General features: G+C 36.7%; 14 protein-coding genes. 3 read left to right on the top strand and 11 right to left on the bottom strand.

Annotation, left to right across the window (positions count from 1 at the left end; all coding sequences use genetic code 11):
• Positions 1–147 precede the first annotated feature (147 nt).
• Positions 148–651 (bottom strand): regulatory protein RecX, encoded by a 504-nt coding sequence (locus B3L86_RS01455; protein ID WP_291114258.1) that lies wholly within the window; start codon positions 649–651, stop codon positions 148–150.
• Positions 652–729: 78 nt separating this feature from the next.
• Between B3L86_RS01455 and B3L86_RS01450 the strand changes: the two genes are divergently transcribed.
• Together B3L86_RS01450 and B3L86_RS01445 are read left to right on the top strand one after the other, a co-directional pair.
• Positions 730–1,578, top strand: coding sequence for a DUF5694 domain-containing protein (locus tag B3L86_RS01450; RefSeq protein ID WP_291114255.1), 849 nt, complete (start codon positions 730–732; stop codon positions 1,576–1,578).
• Positions 1,579–1,692: 114 nt separating this feature from the next.
• Entirely contained in the window at positions 1,693–2,256 is a 564-nt protein-coding gene (locus B3L86_RS01445; RefSeq protein ID WP_291114252.1) for a GNAT family N-acetyltransferase, read from the top strand.
• Positions 2,257–2,337: 81 nt separating this feature from the next.
• Here the strand turns inward: B3L86_RS01445 and B3L86_RS01440 are convergent, their stop codons facing one another.
• The 4 genes from B3L86_RS01440 to B3L86_RS01425 all read right to left on the bottom strand — a co-directional run bounded on the left by B3L86_RS01440 (position 2,338) and on the right by B3L86_RS01425 (position 4,822).
• Positions 2,338–2,892: a DinB family protein gene (locus B3L86_RS01440; protein ID WP_291114249.1), complete on the bottom strand. Its 555-nt coding sequence runs from the start codon at positions 2,890–2,892 to the stop codon at positions 2,338–2,340.
• A gap of 57 nt (positions 2,893–2,949) precedes the next feature.
• On the bottom strand, positions 2,950–3,456 hold the full coding sequence (locus tag B3L86_RS01435; RefSeq protein WP_291114247.1) for a Crp/Fnr family transcriptional regulator: 507 nt from the start codon (positions 3,454–3,456) through the stop codon (positions 2,950–2,952).
• 52 nt (positions 3,457–3,508) lie between these two features.
• A complete protein-coding gene (locus B3L86_RS01430) occupies positions 3,509–3,994 on the bottom strand; it encodes a RidA family protein (protein ID WP_291114244.1) in 486 nt (161 codons plus the stop codon).
• Between the two features lie 159 nt (positions 3,995–4,153).
• On the bottom strand, positions 4,154–4,822 hold the full coding sequence (locus B3L86_RS01425) for a porin family protein (RefSeq protein ID WP_291114242.1): 669 nt from the start codon (positions 4,820–4,822) through the stop codon (positions 4,154–4,156).
• Positions 4,823–5,275: 453 nt separating this feature from the next.
• On the opposite strand from B3L86_RS01425, the gene B3L86_RS01420 reads away from it, so the two are divergent.
• Positions 5,276–10,915: a choice-of-anchor D domain-containing protein gene (locus B3L86_RS01420; RefSeq protein ID WP_291114239.1), complete on the top strand. Its 5,640-nt coding sequence runs from the start codon at positions 5,276–5,278 to the stop codon at positions 10,913–10,915.
• Positions 10,916–11,047: 132 nt separating this feature from the next.
• Here B3L86_RS01420 and B3L86_RS01415 read toward each other — a convergent pair whose 3' ends face one another.
• The 6 genes from B3L86_RS01415 to B3L86_RS01390 all read right to left on the bottom strand — a co-directional run bounded on the left by B3L86_RS01415 (position 11,048) and on the right by B3L86_RS01390 (position 18,119).
• Entirely contained in the window at positions 11,048–11,917 is an 870-nt protein-coding gene (locus B3L86_RS01415; RefSeq protein ID WP_291114237.1) for a cupin-like domain-containing protein, read from the bottom strand.
• Between the two features lie 116 nt (positions 11,918–12,033).
• Positions 12,034–12,495, bottom strand: coding sequence for a YybH family protein (locus B3L86_RS01410; protein WP_291114234.1), 462 nt, complete (start codon positions 12,493–12,495; stop codon positions 12,034–12,036).
• A 57-nt stretch (positions 12,496–12,552) separates the two neighbouring features.
• Positions 12,553–13,635 carry a biotin synthase BioB gene (gene bioB / locus B3L86_RS01405; protein ID WP_291114231.1) on the bottom strand — a complete coding sequence of 361 codons (1,083 nt, stop codon included), beginning with the start codon at positions 13,633–13,635 and terminating at the stop codon, positions 12,553–12,555.
• A 90-nt stretch (positions 13,636–13,725) separates the two neighbouring features.
• Positions 13,726–15,048: an HTTM domain-containing protein gene (locus B3L86_RS01400; RefSeq protein ID WP_291114228.1), complete on the bottom strand. Its 1,323-nt coding sequence runs from the start codon at positions 15,046–15,048 to the stop codon at positions 13,726–13,728.
• Complete coding sequence (locus B3L86_RS01395) at positions 15,045–15,980, bottom strand: bifunctional riboflavin kinase/FAD synthetase (protein ID WP_291114225.1); 936 nt, start codon at positions 15,978–15,980, stop codon at positions 15,045–15,047. Before B3L86_RS01395 ends, B3L86_RS01400 begins: the two co-directional genes overlap by 4 nt.
• Before the next feature lie 96 nt (positions 15,981–16,076).
• Complete coding sequence (locus tag B3L86_RS01390) at positions 16,077–18,119, bottom strand: M43 family zinc metalloprotease (protein ID WP_291114222.1); 2,043 nt, start codon at positions 18,117–18,119, stop codon at positions 16,077–16,079.
• Positions 18,120–18,272 lie beyond the last annotated feature (153 nt).

Raw genomic sequence — 18,272 nt, 5'->3', positions numbered from 1 at the left:
TGTTTAATTAGAAAATCGTTATGAAATAGCTGATTATAAAGAATCGAAATAATAAAAATTCAAAGATTCGAATAATCTAAAAAGAAATCAAATATTGAATCTTCGGATCAGTGGTAAACCAAAATAATCGAACAATCATTATTTATGCTATTTCTCAGAAAGCGATTTTATTTTTGCATACACCAAATCCGTTTCCCAACCTTTGCGAAGAAGATAGTCGCAACACTTCTTGAATTTTTTCATCGCATTGCGTTCAGAAATAGTCTCCCAGATTTTAGTAGCGAGTTGTTCGAAGGTAGTTTCATATTCTTCTGAAGAAATATCCCGCAATGCAGATTGAATCAACCGATCTATTACTTGTCGTTGCTTTAATTCGTTTTTTATACGAATGTTACCCCATTTTTTTTGGTGAAACTTACTGATGGCAAAAGTTTTGGCAAACCTTTCTTCGTTTAAAAAGTTGTAAGCAATCAAATGCACCACAATTTCATCTTGTTCCAAATTGGTTAACGGACACGAACGAAGTTTTTGCACCACTTCCTGATGACACCGCTCCTGATAGGAACAATAGTATTCCATTTTTTTGATGCAATCCGAATAAGTAACTTTTTTATCCATAACAGCCCATCGTGTGGTGCTACAAAAATACATTTATTTGGATAGGTACGACAATTTTCCTTTGTTGTAACATTTATACAATACTATCGTCTTTTTTTAATAAAGAAACTAATGAAACATACTATTTTATTGCTACTTACATTTCTTTTTCTAACAAAAGAAACATCCGCTCAACAGCCAACCAAACAAAAGGAGGTGTTATTAATTGGCACTTTTCACTTCCACAATCCCGGTTTGGACTTAGCAAAAACAGATAAGTTTGATGTCTTGTCCCAAGCATCTCAAGCAGAACTTGACAACATAGCCAACAAAATAAAAGCGTTTGCACCGGATAAGCTATTTGTTGAATGGGATTATAACCAGGGGGTCAAATTAGACTCTTTGTATTCCTTGTATGTTGACAATACCTATTTTGAATATATAGCTAAAAAGCACCCAACCACTTCCTTTTTTAAAGAAAATGAGATTTTTCAACTGGGTTTTAGGATTGCCAAATTGTGCAACCACAAAAAAGTGTATGCCATTGATGTAAAAACGGTATTCCCATTTGATAGTTTGATGCTTTCCTTAGAAAGGGCAAACCAAATTGCTTTAAAGGAAAAAATCTTTTCTCGCATTAAAGAGTTTGAAGTAAAGGACAATGATAACAGAAAAAAAATGACACTTACCCAGCTAATGGTAGCCTACAATGAACAAAGTCTTAGAGATCTAGACTTGGGTTCCTATATTTCGTTGTTTAATCGAGCCGGAGGGATTACTGATTTTGCCGGAGCCAATTTAGTAGCAAGTTGGTACCGACGCAATTTAATGATGTATTCGTTGGTTCAGAAAAGCACAACAGAAATAGACAAAAAAATTGTGATACTTCTTGGAGCCAGCCATGTGGCACTGTTCAAACAGTTTATTGATTTAGATGAAAATTTAAAAGTGGTAGAACTAAAAGAGGTGTTGGAGAAATAAACCACGGTCAAAAAGGATTTTGAAAAAATAGGAGCAACTTGATACTAACGCACTTTTGTTATATTTGGATTTGTAAATACAATAGCGTTAGACCTAAAACTAGTAAACAAGAAAATGACAACCAACAATTTCCCCACACTACAAACAGAAAAATTTTTACTACGACAATTTATAGGAAGCGACTTAGCAGCTATTTTTAATGGATTATCAGATCCGGACGTTATAAAATACTACGGTATAAGTTTTAGTACTCTCGAAGAAACAAAAGAGCAGTTGCAGTTCTTTACCGATTTAGAAGAAAATGAAACCGGAATATGGTGGGCCATTTGTTCGTTAGACAACCAAACTTTTTATGGTGGTGGCGGATTTAACAATCGCAGTAAAGAACATAAAAAAGCAGAAATTGGATTTTGGCTACTGAAAGATTTTTGGGGACAAGGCATCATGAGCCAAATCCTCCCGCTACTCTGCAGGTATGGTTTTAATCACTTAGACCTACACCGAATAGAAGCACTTGTAGAAACCGAAAATTGGAACTGCAAAAAGGCCCTGCAAAAATTGATGTTCAACCACGAAGGAACAATGAAAGACTATGAAATAAAAGATGGAAAATTTATAAGTATTGATATTTATGCCCTATTTAAAAATCAAATAGTCCTGCAAATGGAATCAAATTGATTTTGAAATAGAATAGTAATAGGTTATTTAACAAAATTCCGTAACTAAATAACTACTTCAACTATTCACTAGCACGCATGGTTACCGCTTATTTATTTTCATTTTAGACAAAACCCCATCCACTTGATGTAAATGCCTTATGTTGTGATTTATCAAAAAGCGAAAGGTATCGCCCAATTTAAGTGTAAGTAAGGGAAAAGTAGTTGTAATTTTCACCTTGTTCAAGCTGACGTTTCTCGATTTGTTCAACAAATCAATTAGCTGAAGTTGTTGTGTTAAAAATATATCAATAACCTTTTTGTCTAATTGGGCACGAATCGGATTTTTACTTTTAAAAGTTTTCATTTTAACCATTTTCGATTTAGGTAACATGCTTTTTGCAAAGTAATCACCTAAAAAGCTACTGTTGAATTCGGGTTCGCCTTGTGAGGTGGCATTTTTGATTTTATGTTCTATTTGTGGTAAGTAAAAAGCACCATACAAATTCAAATGTTCCAAACATTCCAAAACATTCCACGAATCGGGCTGGTCTTTCCAAGTTAAAGTAGCCAAGTCGTAGTTTTTCAGTTGTTCTACTTGGTTGCTGTTTTGTCGGGTTTGCTCGATAAGTATTTGTAGCAGTTTTTCTGATTCCATGATTTTATTATTTACAGCAAAGTTCAAAAAAACAGTTTGAATAAATCTTGATTGACGTCAAGACTTTTTTAAACGTGAAAGCGTTTCGGCACTCATTCGCAAATAATTGGCGATATATCGGCTTGGTATTTCCTGAAATAGTTGCGGACTTCTCTTTAGCACTCGTTGGTACCTTTCTTTGGGCGAGTTGGTTAACAAATCAACTTCGCGTTCCATTTGTTGTACCACTAAGTTTTGTAAAATTTGAATCCACAGCGTAGCATTGTCATTTTCTTTTAAAAATTGATCCATTTGTTTTTTAGTAATGATTTGCACCACCGTTTTTTTAATGGCTTGAATAAAAAAATCAGAAGGTTTACCGGTCAGAAAAGAGTCTAGCGAAGCAATTAAATTGTTTTTATAACCAAATCGTATCGTTTGTTCTTCAAAATCATCTAAAATGAAAATGCGTAAACTACCGTTTTCCACATAGTACACGTTGGTGTCAATACTTCCTTTTACCTTCAGAAATTCATTTCTTTCCAAGGTTACAGTTTTTTCAGAAAGGGCTATAATGGCTTCCATATCCTTTTGTTTTAAAATGACTTGTTTCTTTTATCTAATTATGACTTGGATATTATTTTTTTATTGTAAAGGTGGCAGTCAACCCAACACAAAAGTTTCTGGGTAATTTGTGTACCCCAAAAATAGCTCTTGAATGTTCGCCTTTGGCTCCCAATACTTTTACAAACAAGTCGGAGGCACCATTGGCTACCATAGGTCCATCGTCCCAATTGTCACCCGATTGAAAATAGATATCCAAGTGATTCAGTCCTACCAATTGGTCAAAACCAATTTTTTTGTCTACTTGAGCCAAGACGTTTAAAGCACAAATTTGCATAGCTTTATAACCATTTTTGGTAGTGAGTTCCTCTCCCAATCGTCCTTGATAAAAATTGACACCGTTTATTATAGGAAATTGGATGGCCACATAAGCAATGTTCTTGCGAATATTCACGGAAACATAACTTCCTCCCGGAGTGGAAACTTCGGGTAAACTAAGTTGTAGTTGTGTCAGAATTTCTTTTGGATGTTGCATGGTTTCTGTTTTAAAAATAGCCATTTTTAACTTATGATAACTTCAATATGTTAAAACTTAAATGGCTTGTATTGTTTGTTTTATCATCTTTAGCCTATCAAAAATAAGCATTTGTTTAAAGTAAAAAACCGGTCCGTACTGAAGCAGTACAAGACCGGAAAAAAACAAACCTATTTTTTAGGTTTAGAAGCGATAGCCAATACTAAATTGGAAACTCGAGTTTTTAATTTTTCCAACGGATTCCGAAGGTTCCTCTTCAAAGTCATCACTTTGTAAGTCTTTATTGATGTTTGTCAAACCAAGGTGGTAACGGGCTTGGAAAAACAAGTTGTTTTTCAACTGATAACCCAAACCAAAGTTTATACCCACATTTATTTTTTCAACAAAATCTTTGATGTCTTCTTTTCCGGATTCCTTGATTACAAATTCATTACCAATGTTAACGTCATAATCATAATGACTGTTGGCATGAAGTAAATAGCCTATTTGCGGACCGGCTTCCAGGCTTAGTCCATCGGCTACATAATATTTAGCCATGATAGGAAGGTTTAAGTATCCCAATTTCATTTTTTCTTCCGTATCAATTCGCGAAATTTCATCTTCATAAAAAAATGAAGATTTACCGCCTTCCAACGAATACAAAAGTTCCGGTTGCACCGAAAACTTTTCAGTTATTTTAAATTCGGCACTACCGCCAACATGATAACCGGTAAGGGATTTCATATCTTCTACATCTCCGGTTAGGGTAGCCAGGTTCAAACCGGCTTTAGCTCCAAAAGTTACTTTTTGAGCGGCAACGTTCAGTGTTGTCAGCAACACTACTACTAGACTTGTGATTTGATTTTTTGTCATTTTTTTTGATTGATTTAAATTACTACTTGTTGTGGGTTTGTTTTTTTACTTTTACTAAGACTGAAATTTTTAAACTTTGTTACAGACCTTTTATTTTTTTGACAAAATTATTTTAATCGTATTTAGAAAAGATTGATTGAAATCAAGAAATTTTTAAGTAGATCAAATGAGGATAAAGAAGGGTTTCTTTAGGGATAAAGAAGGGATACTAAACGGTTGTGGTACCCCAACCAAAATTATTTCGCCAGACCTGTACGTCATTTGTCAAACACCTGCGTAAAAATTGGTAACGGTAATCGGTAGCAAACAAACCGGCTTTGTAAACAATACTACAGGTCTAATAATTTCTTAACCTAAACCGCTTGTATACAAATGTTTTAGTATTATATTTGTTCGCCCAAATCTTCAGAAGAACCTTAAATCAAGTACGGTTTAACACACATTTCTTTCTTTATGAAGATAAAAGTTGTAATTTTCACTTTATTGACAAGTGTTTTGGGTTGGGGGCAGGTTACCATCGCGGGATGGGATATGAATGGATTGGGAAGTTACGGTTCTTCTCCTTTTGCAGCTACAACTTCAAATACCAATGTTACTGTTGGTGGTTTAACCAGAGAATCAGGCGTTACAACTTCAGGCACTGCTGCAGGAAATGCATGGGGTGGCAATGGTTTTGATTCAACAACTTTAGCAGCAGCAATAACAGCGAATGATTTTTTTACTTTTACAGTAACTCCTAATACCGGATTTACACTTTCATTAAATTCTATAAATCCCTATAATGTTAGACGTTCAGAAACCGGCCCAATAACCGGTCAATGGCAATATCAAGTTGGAGCAGGTGCTTTTATAAATATTGGCTCTGCAATTACTTGGGGGACAAATTATGCAGCAGCAGGAAATGCACAACTTGCTATTAATTTATCGGGAATACCGGCTTTACAGAATATTGCTGCTGGTACAACCATTACATTTCGTTGTGTATTGTGGAATGGAGCTTCAGCAGGAAATTTTTATTTAAACAACTTTCAAATAGGTAATGATTTTAGTGTAGATGGTACAGTCAATCCTGTCGGCATCACAACCGCTCAAAATGGCGATTGGTATACGGGTTCAACTTGGATTGACGGCGTTGTTCCCCCAGATGCACAAAATGTCATTATCAACCATCAAGTTACTGCCAATGCTAACATTATACGAAATGTAGGAACGCAAACCACTATAAATGCCGGGGCATCATTAGCAATGAATGGTGCTACTTATACAAATAGTGGCACAACTACAGTAAACGGTACCTTTGAACTACAAAACGGAAGTTTTGCCGATGGAAACAACTTCATCTATAGTGGGTCCACAGGCACACTTACATTTAATGTAGTGCCAAGCTACGGAGTAGCTAATAATCATGTTTATTGGCCCACTACCAACGGACCTTTTAATGTAAATGTAACTAGTGGAGGGTTTACTTTAACTTCTGCGAATCGAATAATTAATGGAACTTTAAATGTATCTAACGGAGGTGTTACTTTAAACACATCAACTTTAACATTAAATGGGACGTGTAGAATAAATGCAGGGGGATTCTTTACTAGTTCCCCGATATTTGGTGCTGAAGCTACTTTAATTTATAACTCGGGAGCAACATTTGGACGTGGAAATGAGTGGCAAGCTACGGGAGTAGGCACAATAGGTACCACCCCCGGTTATCCAAATAATGTCCAACTTTCCAACACCACCACTTTAAATTACAATAACGGAACTCCTTTGGCAAAAGCCATTCATGGTAATTTAACTATAGACGCAGGTTCCAATTTTTATATGGATTTTGGTGGCGGAGCTTCGGGAGGAACATTAACCGTAGCAGGAAACATTAATAATGCGGGGAATTTTAGTTTGGGAAATAGTGTTGGAGATGATTTACGTCTGGGAGGAAATTTTACACAAACAGGTGCAGGAACATTCAATGGGAACAATAGGGCGATTTTCTTCACAAGAAATGGTACGCAAACCGTTTCCTCTGTCACGCCATTAACAATTCCTTATGTAGTTTTTAATCCCGATTCAGGAAGTACAACAGTACAATTGTTGAATAATTTAACGGTTTCTGCCCCGGCAGCAGGGAATGCAATTAGCTTTTCAAGTGCAGCTGACATACTAAATCTTAACAATCAAACCTTAACAATTGGAACTACTGGTGTAGCCAACACAATAGCTGGATTGGGAACATTCAGAGGGACAACCACTTCAAATATGACATTGTTGGGAACGGGAAGTATAGGCACATTACGTTTTACAACAGGACAGCAAATTTTAGCAAATTTGACATTAAACCGTCAAGCTGCTGCAGTTGGATTTGAACTGGGAACTACACTTTCCATTAACGGTGTTTTATCACTTACAAATGGTTTGGTTCAATTGAATAACCAAACCATGATTTTTACCTTAAATGGTTCAGTTGTTGGAAATAATTCGTCTAATTACATTATTGCTGATTTTGATTTAGGAGGTAGAATTCAGAAAAACATCAGCGATGCATCCTTGAATTTTACCTTTCCGATAGGCGATGATTTTAGTTCGGCAGATGGATCTAATTATTCGCCGGCTACCATAAATTTTACAGGCGGTAGTTTTGGTGGCTCTTCAATAACTGTTTCGGTTAGAGATTTGAAGCATCCTAATATGGATTCAACTACTGATTTTATATCCCGATATTGGGCAGTGACTCGTAGTGGCACTTTTACAAATCCGATTTATAATTTTACAGGGACTTATTTGCCATTCGACATCAATGGCATAGAATCTAATAGTTCCTCTCAACAATGGGACGGTTCCGTGTGGTCCGTTTCGGGGACCAGTCTTCTTGGCGGTAACACTTTAACGATGAATGGCTTGACAGAATTGCCAGTAATTAACCATATCGCTGGCGGACTTCGAACCCCTGAAATACGAGTTGAACGTTCAACGAATGCTGAAATTCCAAACGGTTCAGCACCCAGTCCGGGATTCGATACGATTTTTGGAGCACAAAACATTGGTGGCTCAGGTACAAAAACATATAAAATTGTCAATATCGGAACCGCCGATTTAAATGTGTCCTCTATAACCTTGGGCGGTTTAAATCCCGAAGATTTTAGTGTGAATGCAGTGACACCTTTTGCAATTGCACCCGGTAGTTTTGTACCATTTACTGTTACCTTCGCTCCAACGATTTCAGGGGTATTAACTGCACAAGTGATAATTGCAAATAATGATGTGAATGAATCACCATATACTTTTGGAATACAAGGTACCGGAAATTGTAATGCATCAAATACAATCAGCCCCACCTCGGGACCAGTGGGTACAGAAGTAACCATAACAGCAAATATAAATAACTTAGATGGGGCAACAGTTACTTTTAACGGTATTCCCGCAATGGCTGTAACACAGGTTTCAACTACGCTACTAAAGGCAATTGTACCGACAGGAGCCACCACAGGAACAATTACAACAACGAATTTACAAGGCTGTTCCGTTTCAACTCCTTTTACAGTTATTAATAGTTTTACATCAGGTTGTCAAGGAGGTGCTTCGGGAACAGAGCTTTTTATCAGTGAAGTTACAGATGCAACCACCGGCTCATTAACTTACATCGAAATTTATAATCCCACAGCGAATCCAATTCAATTAAATCAATATAGCATACGAATGTTTTTTAATGGAAATGCTACTTCACAAAACATACATACATTAAATGATTACCTACTTAATCCGGGAGAAGTATATGTATTTGCAGTTGGAGTTGTGGCCTCTGCTACACCTAGTAATACATGTACAATAACCGGAGGTAATGGACAATTAGCAAATCAAACTTCTACAGCACAAGGACCAAATTTTGCCGATAGTGGTAATAATACTTTGGGACATGATCATATTGCTTTATTTAAAGGTGAAATAAAAATTGACAGTTGGGGAGTTTATCAAAATCAAAGCTGGGCTATTTCATTAAATTTAGATGGACGGGGTGCTAATTTTAGAAGAAAGAATACAGTAGTTGCACCTAATGTAAACTATAGTAATTCCGATTGGGATATTATAGATTGGGAAGGCTCAGGACAAACTTCTTGTTATACTAATGATTATTCAGATATAGGAAGTTATAGTTTTTTAGCAGGTAATCCACCTTCCATTACTACTCACCCAGTTTTTACACCCAGTTGTCTTTCAACAGTTTTAACAGTAGAAGGAACAGAAGGTTTTACCGGAGGAAATCCCTTAGTTTACCAATGGTTTGTTGCATTGCCAAATCAACTCACTTGGATCGCGTTAACTAACGGTGGTGTTTATTCTGGAGTAACCACCAATGTATTGGCAATATCTGACATTACCGGTTTAGAAGGATATCAATATTATTGTCAAGTTAGAGAAAACACCGCTACTTGTTTTAAAGCGTCCAATGCAGTTCAAATACGCGAGCCACAAACGATAACATGGAATGGCACAACTTGGACTTCAGGCATAACGCCAAGTTTTACTACTAATGTGATTTTTGATGCGGATTATGATACTGCTTTGAACGGTGATGTAACGGCGTGTTCCTGTCACATCAATTCTGGAAAAGTGGTTAATATTGCTAGTGAAGATTATTTTGATATTTACAATGGTGTTACCAATTCAGGCACATTAAACATTGCCAATTCAGCAAGTTTAAAACAACATAATGATTTTGCCATCAATTCAGGAGCCATAAAAATGACTCGCACCACCCGCAACATGTACCGTTGGGATTATGTGTATTGGGGTTCGCCGATTCAAGAAAGCTTGATGAGTCAAATCCCCTATAATTTTGATAAAAGATACAGATGGATGCCCGGTGTTGGGGCTAACTGGTATGTGTTGGATGTGATAACACCGGGACATGGTTTTATTACAAGGGTTAGAAATGTACACCCATTTAATGATTTGGCTCAGCTTGATCGTACCCTTTCTTATACTTTTGAGGGGACACCTAATAATGGTTTAGTACCAGTTAATGTGGCTTGGATGGATGACGTAGATACTAATTTTGAGAATTACAATTTATTAGGCAATCCGTATCCAAGTGCTATCAGTGCTGAAAGTTTTTTAACCCAAAATAGTGGTGCTATTGCCGGTACCATTTATTATTGGACTTCTGTTACTCCCTATCCCGGAATTGGGAATTATTCCACTGGTGATTATGCCAAGTGGAATTTAACAGGAGGTGTTGGAACAAACGCAACCAATGATTCGCCTGCAAACACGGCTCTAAAACCCGACGGACAAATAGTAGCCGGTCAAGGATTTTTTGTCAGGGCTTTGGCGAATAATGCTGTTGTCACTTTTAGAAATTCCCAACGTTTGATTACGCCCAATACTCAGTTTTTTAGAATGGCACAACCAGAGGTGACTCAGGAAAGTGCAGTGACGAAACACCGTTATTGGTTGAACTTGACCAGTACTAACGGTCATTTTAACCAAATGTTAGTGGGTTATCTTGCTGGAGCCACCAACGGCATTGATTCGGCCTATGATGGATTTTCGGTTGTGAATAATCCGGTGAATTTATACAGTATTGTGGAGGGCAAATCGCTGTCCATTCAAGGTAAAGCCTTGCCGTTTGAAACGTCTGATGTGGTTCCCTTAGGACTTCGCATCACCACAGCCGGAACCTATACCATCGCTATTGATGAATTGGATGGCTTGTTTGCTGCAGACCAAGCTATCTATATTGAAGATTTTACAACAGGTGTGATTCATAATTTGAAAACCACTCCTTATACGTTTACATCCGCTGCCGGAACGTTTCCCACGCGTTTCCAAATTCGTTATACCAATGTAACTTTAGGTATTGATGACGTAAGTGTACCTTCCAAATCTGTTTGGGTGTATGGTAATGATTTGATGACAGTGGTTTCCTCAGAAGAATTTTTAGCCACTGTTGTAGTTCACGACTTGTTGGGCCGCCGTTTGTATGAAGCTAAAAATATTGCCGCTTCGCAACATGTGATTGCTTTAAAACCGACAGAACAGGTGTTGTTGGTTACGATTACGTTGGGTAATGGACAGGTTGAGACTAGGAAGGTTAGGTTTTAGGGGTTTAAATTGTTTAAGAGTTTAAAGGTAAACTGCTTAACGGTGTAAAAGTCTCACTGTTTTTGGAATTTCAAATTACTATAATTTATGATAAGAAGCGTTTGTTCTATTGTTTTAGAACAAACGATTTTTTTATAAAATTCCCAACTTTTTATGCGTGCGTTTTACGGCTTCCTCATTTTTATAGTCAATCCAAGCCTGACCTTTTTGTCTTCGCATAAAATTGTCATAATGCCGCATGATAAAAACATTGTAAGCCGCACTAAACAGATTGGATAATTTTCTTGGAAAGGCACGCAAACTCATAGAAAATCCCGGAGTGAGATAGGTCATGTAATGCCAGTACCCTTCGGGCATGTAGAGCATTTCACCGTGATTTAATTCACAAACAAAACCTTTTGCATTTTTAAGAGCGGGCCATTTTTGATAATCCGGATGGTCAAAATCAATGTCTTCTCTCGAAATTAAGGCATGAGGCACTTTGTATAAATAGGGTGTTTGATCAGGAGGAAAAAGCACGCAACGTTTTTTTCCATGAAAATGGAAGTGGAGTATGTTGGAATAATCAATGTCATAATGCATAAAAACCTTGGCGTTTTCACCACCAAAAAAAAGCATGGGTAATTGTTTGACCAATCGCAAACCAATGTCAGGCCATTTAAAATCCTCTTTTAAAATAGGCACTTCTTTCATCAAATTGTAAAGAAATATTCTGTAGTTGGTAGGTTTTGAAAGGAGTAAGTCAACATAATCGGCCATTTTCATTTCAGCATGAGCGGCATTGAATCCGTCTTTGTGCGAAACTGGTCGGTCGTCATATAACGGAACGATTTTGTCACCGGCAACTTGCTTGATATACTCCAAGTGCCATTTTGAATAAGCCGGCCAATCTGCTGTCAATTGCTCAACAACCACTGGTTTTTGTTTTTTTACATAGTTGTTATAAAAATCAGCTTTAGAGATGGTTTTTACGCGTTCAATTTCAATAAGATGTAATGACATAATTATAACCACTAATTTTATTATGAGGATGTTACATAACTCAAACAAAATTACTAAACGTTTTTTTAATAAAACTACGCTAGTAGTGTTAAAAATTTTAAGAATCTAGTTCTTCGTCATAGCGATGAACTGTTGCTTAAATTTTCGTGTGCAATTTTCCATTCCCCATTGATTTTCTCATAAACAATTAGTGATTTTCCCTTTTCTGAAAATGGACCGTTTGGGGTGTCAAAACCCACTTCATAGTCATTTAAAGTATAGGCCATGTCGCCTGCTTTGGCAACAGAAATGCTGATTAATTTTAACTGTAGAGAAAAGTTTTCCATGCTCGTAACAAAAGTGTAATTACCGGTTAAAGCTTCATGTCCCATTAGAATCGGATTGTTGGGGACTTTAAGACTACCGTCTTTTGTAAAACGGTTAACTAATTTTGGGACATCTTTATCCTGAAATAGTTTGATAAAACTGTCTTGAAAGGCAATAACGGCTCTTTCGTTTTCTTTTTGTTGGTCGTTAGTCGAACATGTCGAACATAGAAACAACAGGAGTAAACCTACTAGAAGTGATTTTGATTTCATATTCCATTATTTTAAATTAAAAAAAATCCTTCTTGACTTTCAAGAAGGATTGGGTATTTATTTTTTAAGCGACGCTTCTTTGTTGCGTTCGATAGTGTGACCGGGTCTGGACCATTTTGGTTTTTCGCCTAGTGCCTGCCATTGTGAGTCTTCGGCTTCCACTGTTTTGGGTTGTTCCATTTTTACGAAGGGTTTTTGTGGAACTAAGCCTAAAAGGTCAAACATTTTCATATCGTCGTTTACATCAGGATTTGGTGTGGTTAACAATTTATCGCCGGCAAAAATGGAATTGGCTCCGGCAAAAAAGCATAATGCTTGTCCTTCACGACTCATTTCTGTTCTTCCTGCTGAAAGCCGCACTTGTGTTTCCGGCATTACAATTCGTGTAGTAGCCACCATGCGAATCATCTCCCAAATTTCAATTGGTTTTTGGTCTTCAAGTGGTGTGCCTTCCACGGCAACCAATGCGTTGATTGGCACCGATTCCGGTTGTGGGTTTAAGGTAGAAAGAGCCACTAACATTCCGGCTCTGTCTTCCAGGCTTTCACCCATTCCAATAATACCACCACTACAAACGGTGACATTTGTTTTTCTTACATTTTCTATGGTTTTCAAACGGTCATCAAAGGCTCGGGTTGAAATGACTTCTTTATAATATTCTTCAGAAGAATCTAAGTTGTGGTTGTAGGCATACAAACCGGCTTCTGCCAATCGTAAGGCTTGATTTTCGGTAAGCATACCCAAAGTACAGCATACTTCCATGTCTAACTTGTTAAGCGTTCGCACCATTTCCAAAACTTGGTCAAACTCAGGGCCGTCTTTTACATTTCGCCAAGCGGCACCCATACAAACACGAGAAGAACCCGAAGACTTTGCCCGAAGAGCTTGAGCTTTTACTTGTTGCACCGACATTAAGTCGTTACCTTCTACATTGGTGTGGTATCGTGCGGCTTGCGGGCAATAGCCACAATCTTCCGGACATCCTCCTGTCTTGATAGAAAGTAAAGTGGAAACCTGAACTACATTTGGGTCGTGACGTTCTCTGTGAATGGTTGCTGCTTCATATAATAAATCCATCATTGGCTTTTGATAAATAGCCATAATTTCTTCTTTAGTCCAATTGTTTCTGGATGGTGTCATATTCAAATTTTAGATAATCAAAAATACATATTTTAGACAAAGCATTTTGATTGAAAGCCGAGAAGATATTCACAAGTGGTGTTTACTTCCTTACTTTTCGATTGGATGACCTTGAGAATCATAGAGAATGATCCAGTTGTTATGTGAAAAATAATTCCATTTTGCTTGAGCAAAATCAACTGCGGGGTCAACAAACATAAGGTAGGGTTTGTTGTTGACACTCACTCTGGAATCAATAAATATGGAAACGTCTTTTCCTTGTTCTTGGTATTCTTTTTTTATACGTTGAGCAAATTGCCAAATCCCATCGGGTTTATTCAACATGTTAAATTGCTTAAAAGATGCTTTATCCTGAAGCGAGTATGTCCATTGTTCTTTGGTTTGTTTGTCAACAACTCGGTAGGTGATAAAACCGTTTCGCTGTCTTAACATCATTCGCCAACTCAAACGATGGCCCTCTTCTGTCCACAACACATCTCCTTTGATGAACCAATGGCGTATGGGTAACAAAAGTTGTATGCTGAAAAAAACAATAAAGAAAAGTAAAATTAGTTTTGCCGGCTTTAAATTTAGAGTGGTATCTGGAAGTTCAATTTGGTTTCTGAAAAACAGTTTTCTAATTTTTTCAGGAGGATAGAAGAACACAACAAAGCTTAGTGCAAAAAACGGAAAGATCCCGATTTGAAGTGTAACCGAATTAAAGAGGTGAAAAATCAGTGATGCGATAAAAGCGATGGTTCTTGTTTTTTTCCAAAGTAACGCCGGAATAATCAAGCCATCAAATACAATTCCTGAGTAGGCTATGAACAGGGGGAACCATTTTGTGGAAAAAACAGTACCAATAACGGGGAAATTTGTATGCGGTTGAAACAAGCTACGTGTAAATGTACCATCCAACCAATCGGGATAAAACTTGGCGATAGTAGCAAAACCATATACAATGGTCATTTGGGCTATCATTATTATCAAAACGAATTTTGGCATGTAATTCGTTTTAATCGTCGGATTTTGTTTGGCATCGATTGAAACGGCTCTATTTGCCGGCATGAAAAGCATGATAATACAAACCAAAATCAACAAATAATAATGGTTGTTATAGGCTTCTTTTTGCATGAGATAAACACCCGTCCACAGTAAAGTAAAAATGCCTAAACTCCATCGGTATTTGTAACCCAACATGACAGCAATTCCCATACTTCCCATTAGGGCAAAATAGGCATACATACCATAGCCGGGTAGCGGTTGCAGCCATTCAAAACCGATATGAGAAAAAGTAAATTCGGGTTTAATTAAAACGTTTCGAACCCATCCTGTGAGTATTGCTCCAAACGATTCTGCGGCAATTAGGAATCCAAAAAAGATTCTGAACACAAGTAGTGGAGCGTTGTCAATGGGTTGCCACAGTTTATTCATCTGTTGAATTTTTCAATCATTTGGAGCGACTTGTTTTGATCTTGTTGTAATTGAATCTTTAAGTCATCAATGGAATCAAATTTCTGTTCCTCTCGGATGCGTTCCAAAACATTTACTTGAATTTTTTGGTTGTATAAATCAGCATTCCAATTAAAAAAATGAATTTCTATGGATTGTTTTTCTCCGTTAACAGTTGGATTAAATCCAATATTCATCATCCCAAAAACCGTTTTGTTGTTGAGTAGGGACGAAACTATGTAGACACCATTTTTAGGAATTAATTTGTATGATTCTTTGATGTGTAAATTTGCAGTCGGAAAATTAATGGTTCTACCGATGCTTTTACCTTTTTCAACAGTGCCGGACAAAATATAGGGATAACCCAAATATTCGTTGGCTAATTGGCAGTTGCCTTCAAAGAGAGCATTTCTGATTTTTGTAGAGCTCACGGAAACTTCGTCAATTTCCTGTGCTGAAATTTGTTCTACTTCAAACGAGAATTGATTTCCAAAATTTATCAAGTCGTCTATATTGGCGGTTCTGTTTCTCCCGAAGCGGTGATCGTGACCAATGATAATTTTTTTTAATTGAAATTGGTTGACTAAAATTTCCTGCACAAATTCTTCGGCTGTTAGTCGAGAAAATTCTTGGTCAAACGGATGAATTATTAAATGGTCTATACCGCACTGATCCAGAAGCATGGATTTTTCGTCAATAGTATTCAATAATTTAATGTCGGAACCATCTTGAAGAATCATTCGCGGATGCGGGAAAAAGGTTAAAATTACTGTTTCGCCGCCATTTGCGGCTGCATTTGAAACGAGGCGTTCAATAATTTTTTTATGACCTATATGAACACCATCAAACGTGCCTAAAGTTACAATGGTTTGAGAAGTAGGTTTAAAATCTTTTATGGAATGATATATTTTCAAGAGCTGTTTATTAGTGCATACAAATTTAGTATTTGCAAGTCTAAAAAAAAAGGGATTGAATGAATCAATCCCTTTTTAATTATAAAGAAGGCTTTATTAATTTTTAATAAAACGAAGCGTTTTGCTTTGATTTTCTTTTGTCAGCTTAATGAAATATACTCCATTGCTATAATTAGCAGTATTAATGCTTAAATCAACAGCAGAATGAATGGATTTATTTACAATAACTTGACCCAAGGCATTATAAATGACATACGATTCCGGAAGACCAATTTCGTTAGAAACAAATACGTTTAACAAATCATTTGTTGGGTTTGGATATACATACATTTCATCAAAAGCGGTTACTTCGCCAACGCTTAGCAAGTTGATCGCAAATGTTTTTGATTCGGTATCTGTAAATGTACCCCCACTTATTATTACCTCATTGGTAGGTGTTTTGATATCGTAATAGCCTGCACCAAATTGGCAACAGATACCGTCACCATAGGAATCATTAATAGTAAAAGTATAACAATCGTTACTTGGTAGATTCCATGAAGCTTGTATTAATGCTCCCATAACTCCTACTGTAGCATTACTAGGTGTTGTAACAGGATAATTACCACCGCTGTAAAGTGTAGTTCCGGCGGAGTTTTTTAGATTCCACGTTGTTTCTTCACCATAAAAGTCTAATTGTAATCTAAAATTGACTAAGTTAGAAGCAAAATTAGTTACAGTTGTAAATGCTTGGTTTTTGGTATTATTAAATGTATTTTGGTCTGTTTGACCGTTTACGGATACAATACTTACATTAAATGTATGAGGACCACTTGTTGTGCTTAAGGATCCAACATTTATTGTTGCACTTTGACCGGTTGTCAAAGTACCTGACCAAGATATTGTTTGAGGGTTGTTGCCATCAATGTTGTAACTAATTACAGCAGAAGTTAAGGTGGTTGTTCCAACGTTTTCAAAACTTAGTACAGGAGATAAAGTTGTGCCACAAGGACTTACATTTAAGTTGGTAATGCCAATATTTCCATCTAAACCAAATGTTTCCAGCGGTTGGCAACCGTTAGAAGTAAGTAGTTGAAGTCGTCGTGGGAAGGAATTTAATACGGCTAACATTCTTGTTTTTTGATTTTGGGTAAAGATGTTCATACAAGTATCATTGGTATAATCCATATAATTTTGAACCATATCCGGAATGCCTGCGGGAGTAGGACAACTATCTATATTTATAGGGCAGCCGTAATTTGGGTTTGCAGCAGCAGGAGTGTCTAAACAAAAATCTTGTTGACTATCGTTAGCATCTACAACACAACTAGTATTGTCTCCCCAGATGTGGTACAATCCTAAAAAGTGACCTACTTCATGCGTAGCGGTTCTTCCTCTGTCATAGGGTGCACTATAAGTTCCCGCCGGATAAATGGCTGAAGAACCAAAAGAATTATAACCAATAACCACACCATCCGTTTGAGCAATAGTAGGTGAGGTGGAGCTACTAGGAAACTGTGCATAACCTAAAATGCCACCTGCTATATTTACACTCCATATGTTGAGGTACTTATTAGGATCCCATTGTGTTTGAGGTTTCACATTGTTGTTTATAGAAGTTGTGTTATAACTAGCAACACCTAAATTTACACGATTGATACCATTTGTTGGAAGATTATCCGGTGTTCGTTGAGCTAAACAAAACTCGATTTCAACATCAGCACCCACCGGATTGGTATTGTAGCCTGGAGTACCTAAAAGTTTTCTGAAATCTTGATTTAACACAGTAATTTGCGATTGCACTTGAAGATCGTGAATATTTTCATTGGTTCCATAAGCATCACCGTTGTGTATTACGTGAACCACTACAGGGATAGTTACAACTACCGAAGTGTTTTGTGTACTATTTGACAAGTTGCCTTTCTTTAATAATTCTTCTTGGATTCTATTATTAATAAAATCATTGAATTCTTTTTTTGATGGCATGTCCGGATTCTGAGCACGAAGTAATTCTTCATTTTCGGTGGTATAACATCTCTGAATAGGCGCACCTGACTCAGTGTTGCCTTGAATCGTTTTACCAAAAGTTGTTTTTGGTTTTAACTGAGCATGAGTAATTGTAAAGAAAATTAAAAATGCAAAAAGGGTAATTTTTTTCATGAATTAGTAAATTTTGGCTAATTTAAATATTTTTTGAATATAATTTTAAAATTAACTAGTTTAAAGTTCTTTTTATAAGAAACAGATGGTTATTATATAAAGTTTTGAATTATATACGTAATTTTTTTTGAATAGGATTTCATAAAATATATA

It is taken from the genome of Flavobacterium sp. UBA6135 (assembly GCF_002428305.1).
In the GTDB taxonomy this organism is placed as follows: Bacteria; Bacteroidota; Bacteroidia; order Flavobacteriales; family Flavobacteriaceae; genus Flavobacterium.
This window is presented reverse-complemented; position numbering and strand designations above follow the sequence as displayed.

Coding starts and splice junctions, on each gene's coding strand:
- B3L86_RS01425 (WP_291114242.1), bottom strand. CDS start 4,822: ATGACAAAAAATCAAATCACAAGTCTAGTAGTAGTGTTGCTGACAACA.
- B3L86_RS01415 (WP_291114237.1), bottom strand. CDS start 11,917: ATGTCATTACATCTTATTGAAATTGAACGCGTAAAAACCATCTCTAAA.
- B3L86_RS01445 (WP_291114252.1), top strand. CDS start 1,693: ATGACAACCAACAATTTCCCCACACTACAAACAGAAAAATTTTTACTA.
- B3L86_RS01430 (WP_291114244.1), bottom strand. CDS start 3,994: ATGGCTATTTTTAAAACAGAAACCATGCAACATCCAAAAGAAATTCTG.
- B3L86_RS01390 (WP_291114222.1), bottom strand. CDS start 18,119: ATGAAAAAAATTACCCTTTTTGCATTTTTAATTTTCTTTACAATTACT.
- B3L86_RS01455 (WP_291114258.1), bottom strand. CDS start 651: ATGTATTTTTGTAGCACCACACGATGGGCTGTTATGGATAAAAAAGTT.
- B3L86_RS01440 (WP_291114249.1), bottom strand. CDS start 2,892: ATGGAATCAGAAAAACTGCTACAAATACTTATCGAGCAAACCCGACAA.
- bioB (WP_291114231.1), bottom strand. CDS start 13,635: ATGACACCATCCAGAAACAATTGGACTAAAGAAGAAATTATGGCTATT.
- B3L86_RS01435 (WP_291114247.1), bottom strand. CDS start 3,456: ATGGAAGCCATTATAGCCCTTTCTGAAAAAACTGTAACCTTGGAAAGA.
- B3L86_RS01410 (WP_291114234.1), bottom strand. CDS start 12,495: ATGAAATCAAAATCACTTCTAGTAGGTTTACTCCTGTTGTTTCTATGT.
- B3L86_RS01400 (WP_291114228.1), bottom strand. CDS start 15,048: ATGAATAAACTGTGGCAACCCATTGACAACGCTCCACTACTTGTGTTC.
- B3L86_RS01420 (WP_291114239.1), top strand. CDS start 5,276: ATGAAGATAAAAGTTGTAATTTTCACTTTATTGACAAGTGTTTTGGGT.
- B3L86_RS01450 (WP_291114255.1), top strand. CDS start 730: ATGAAACATACTATTTTATTGCTACTTACATTTCTTTTTCTAACAAAA.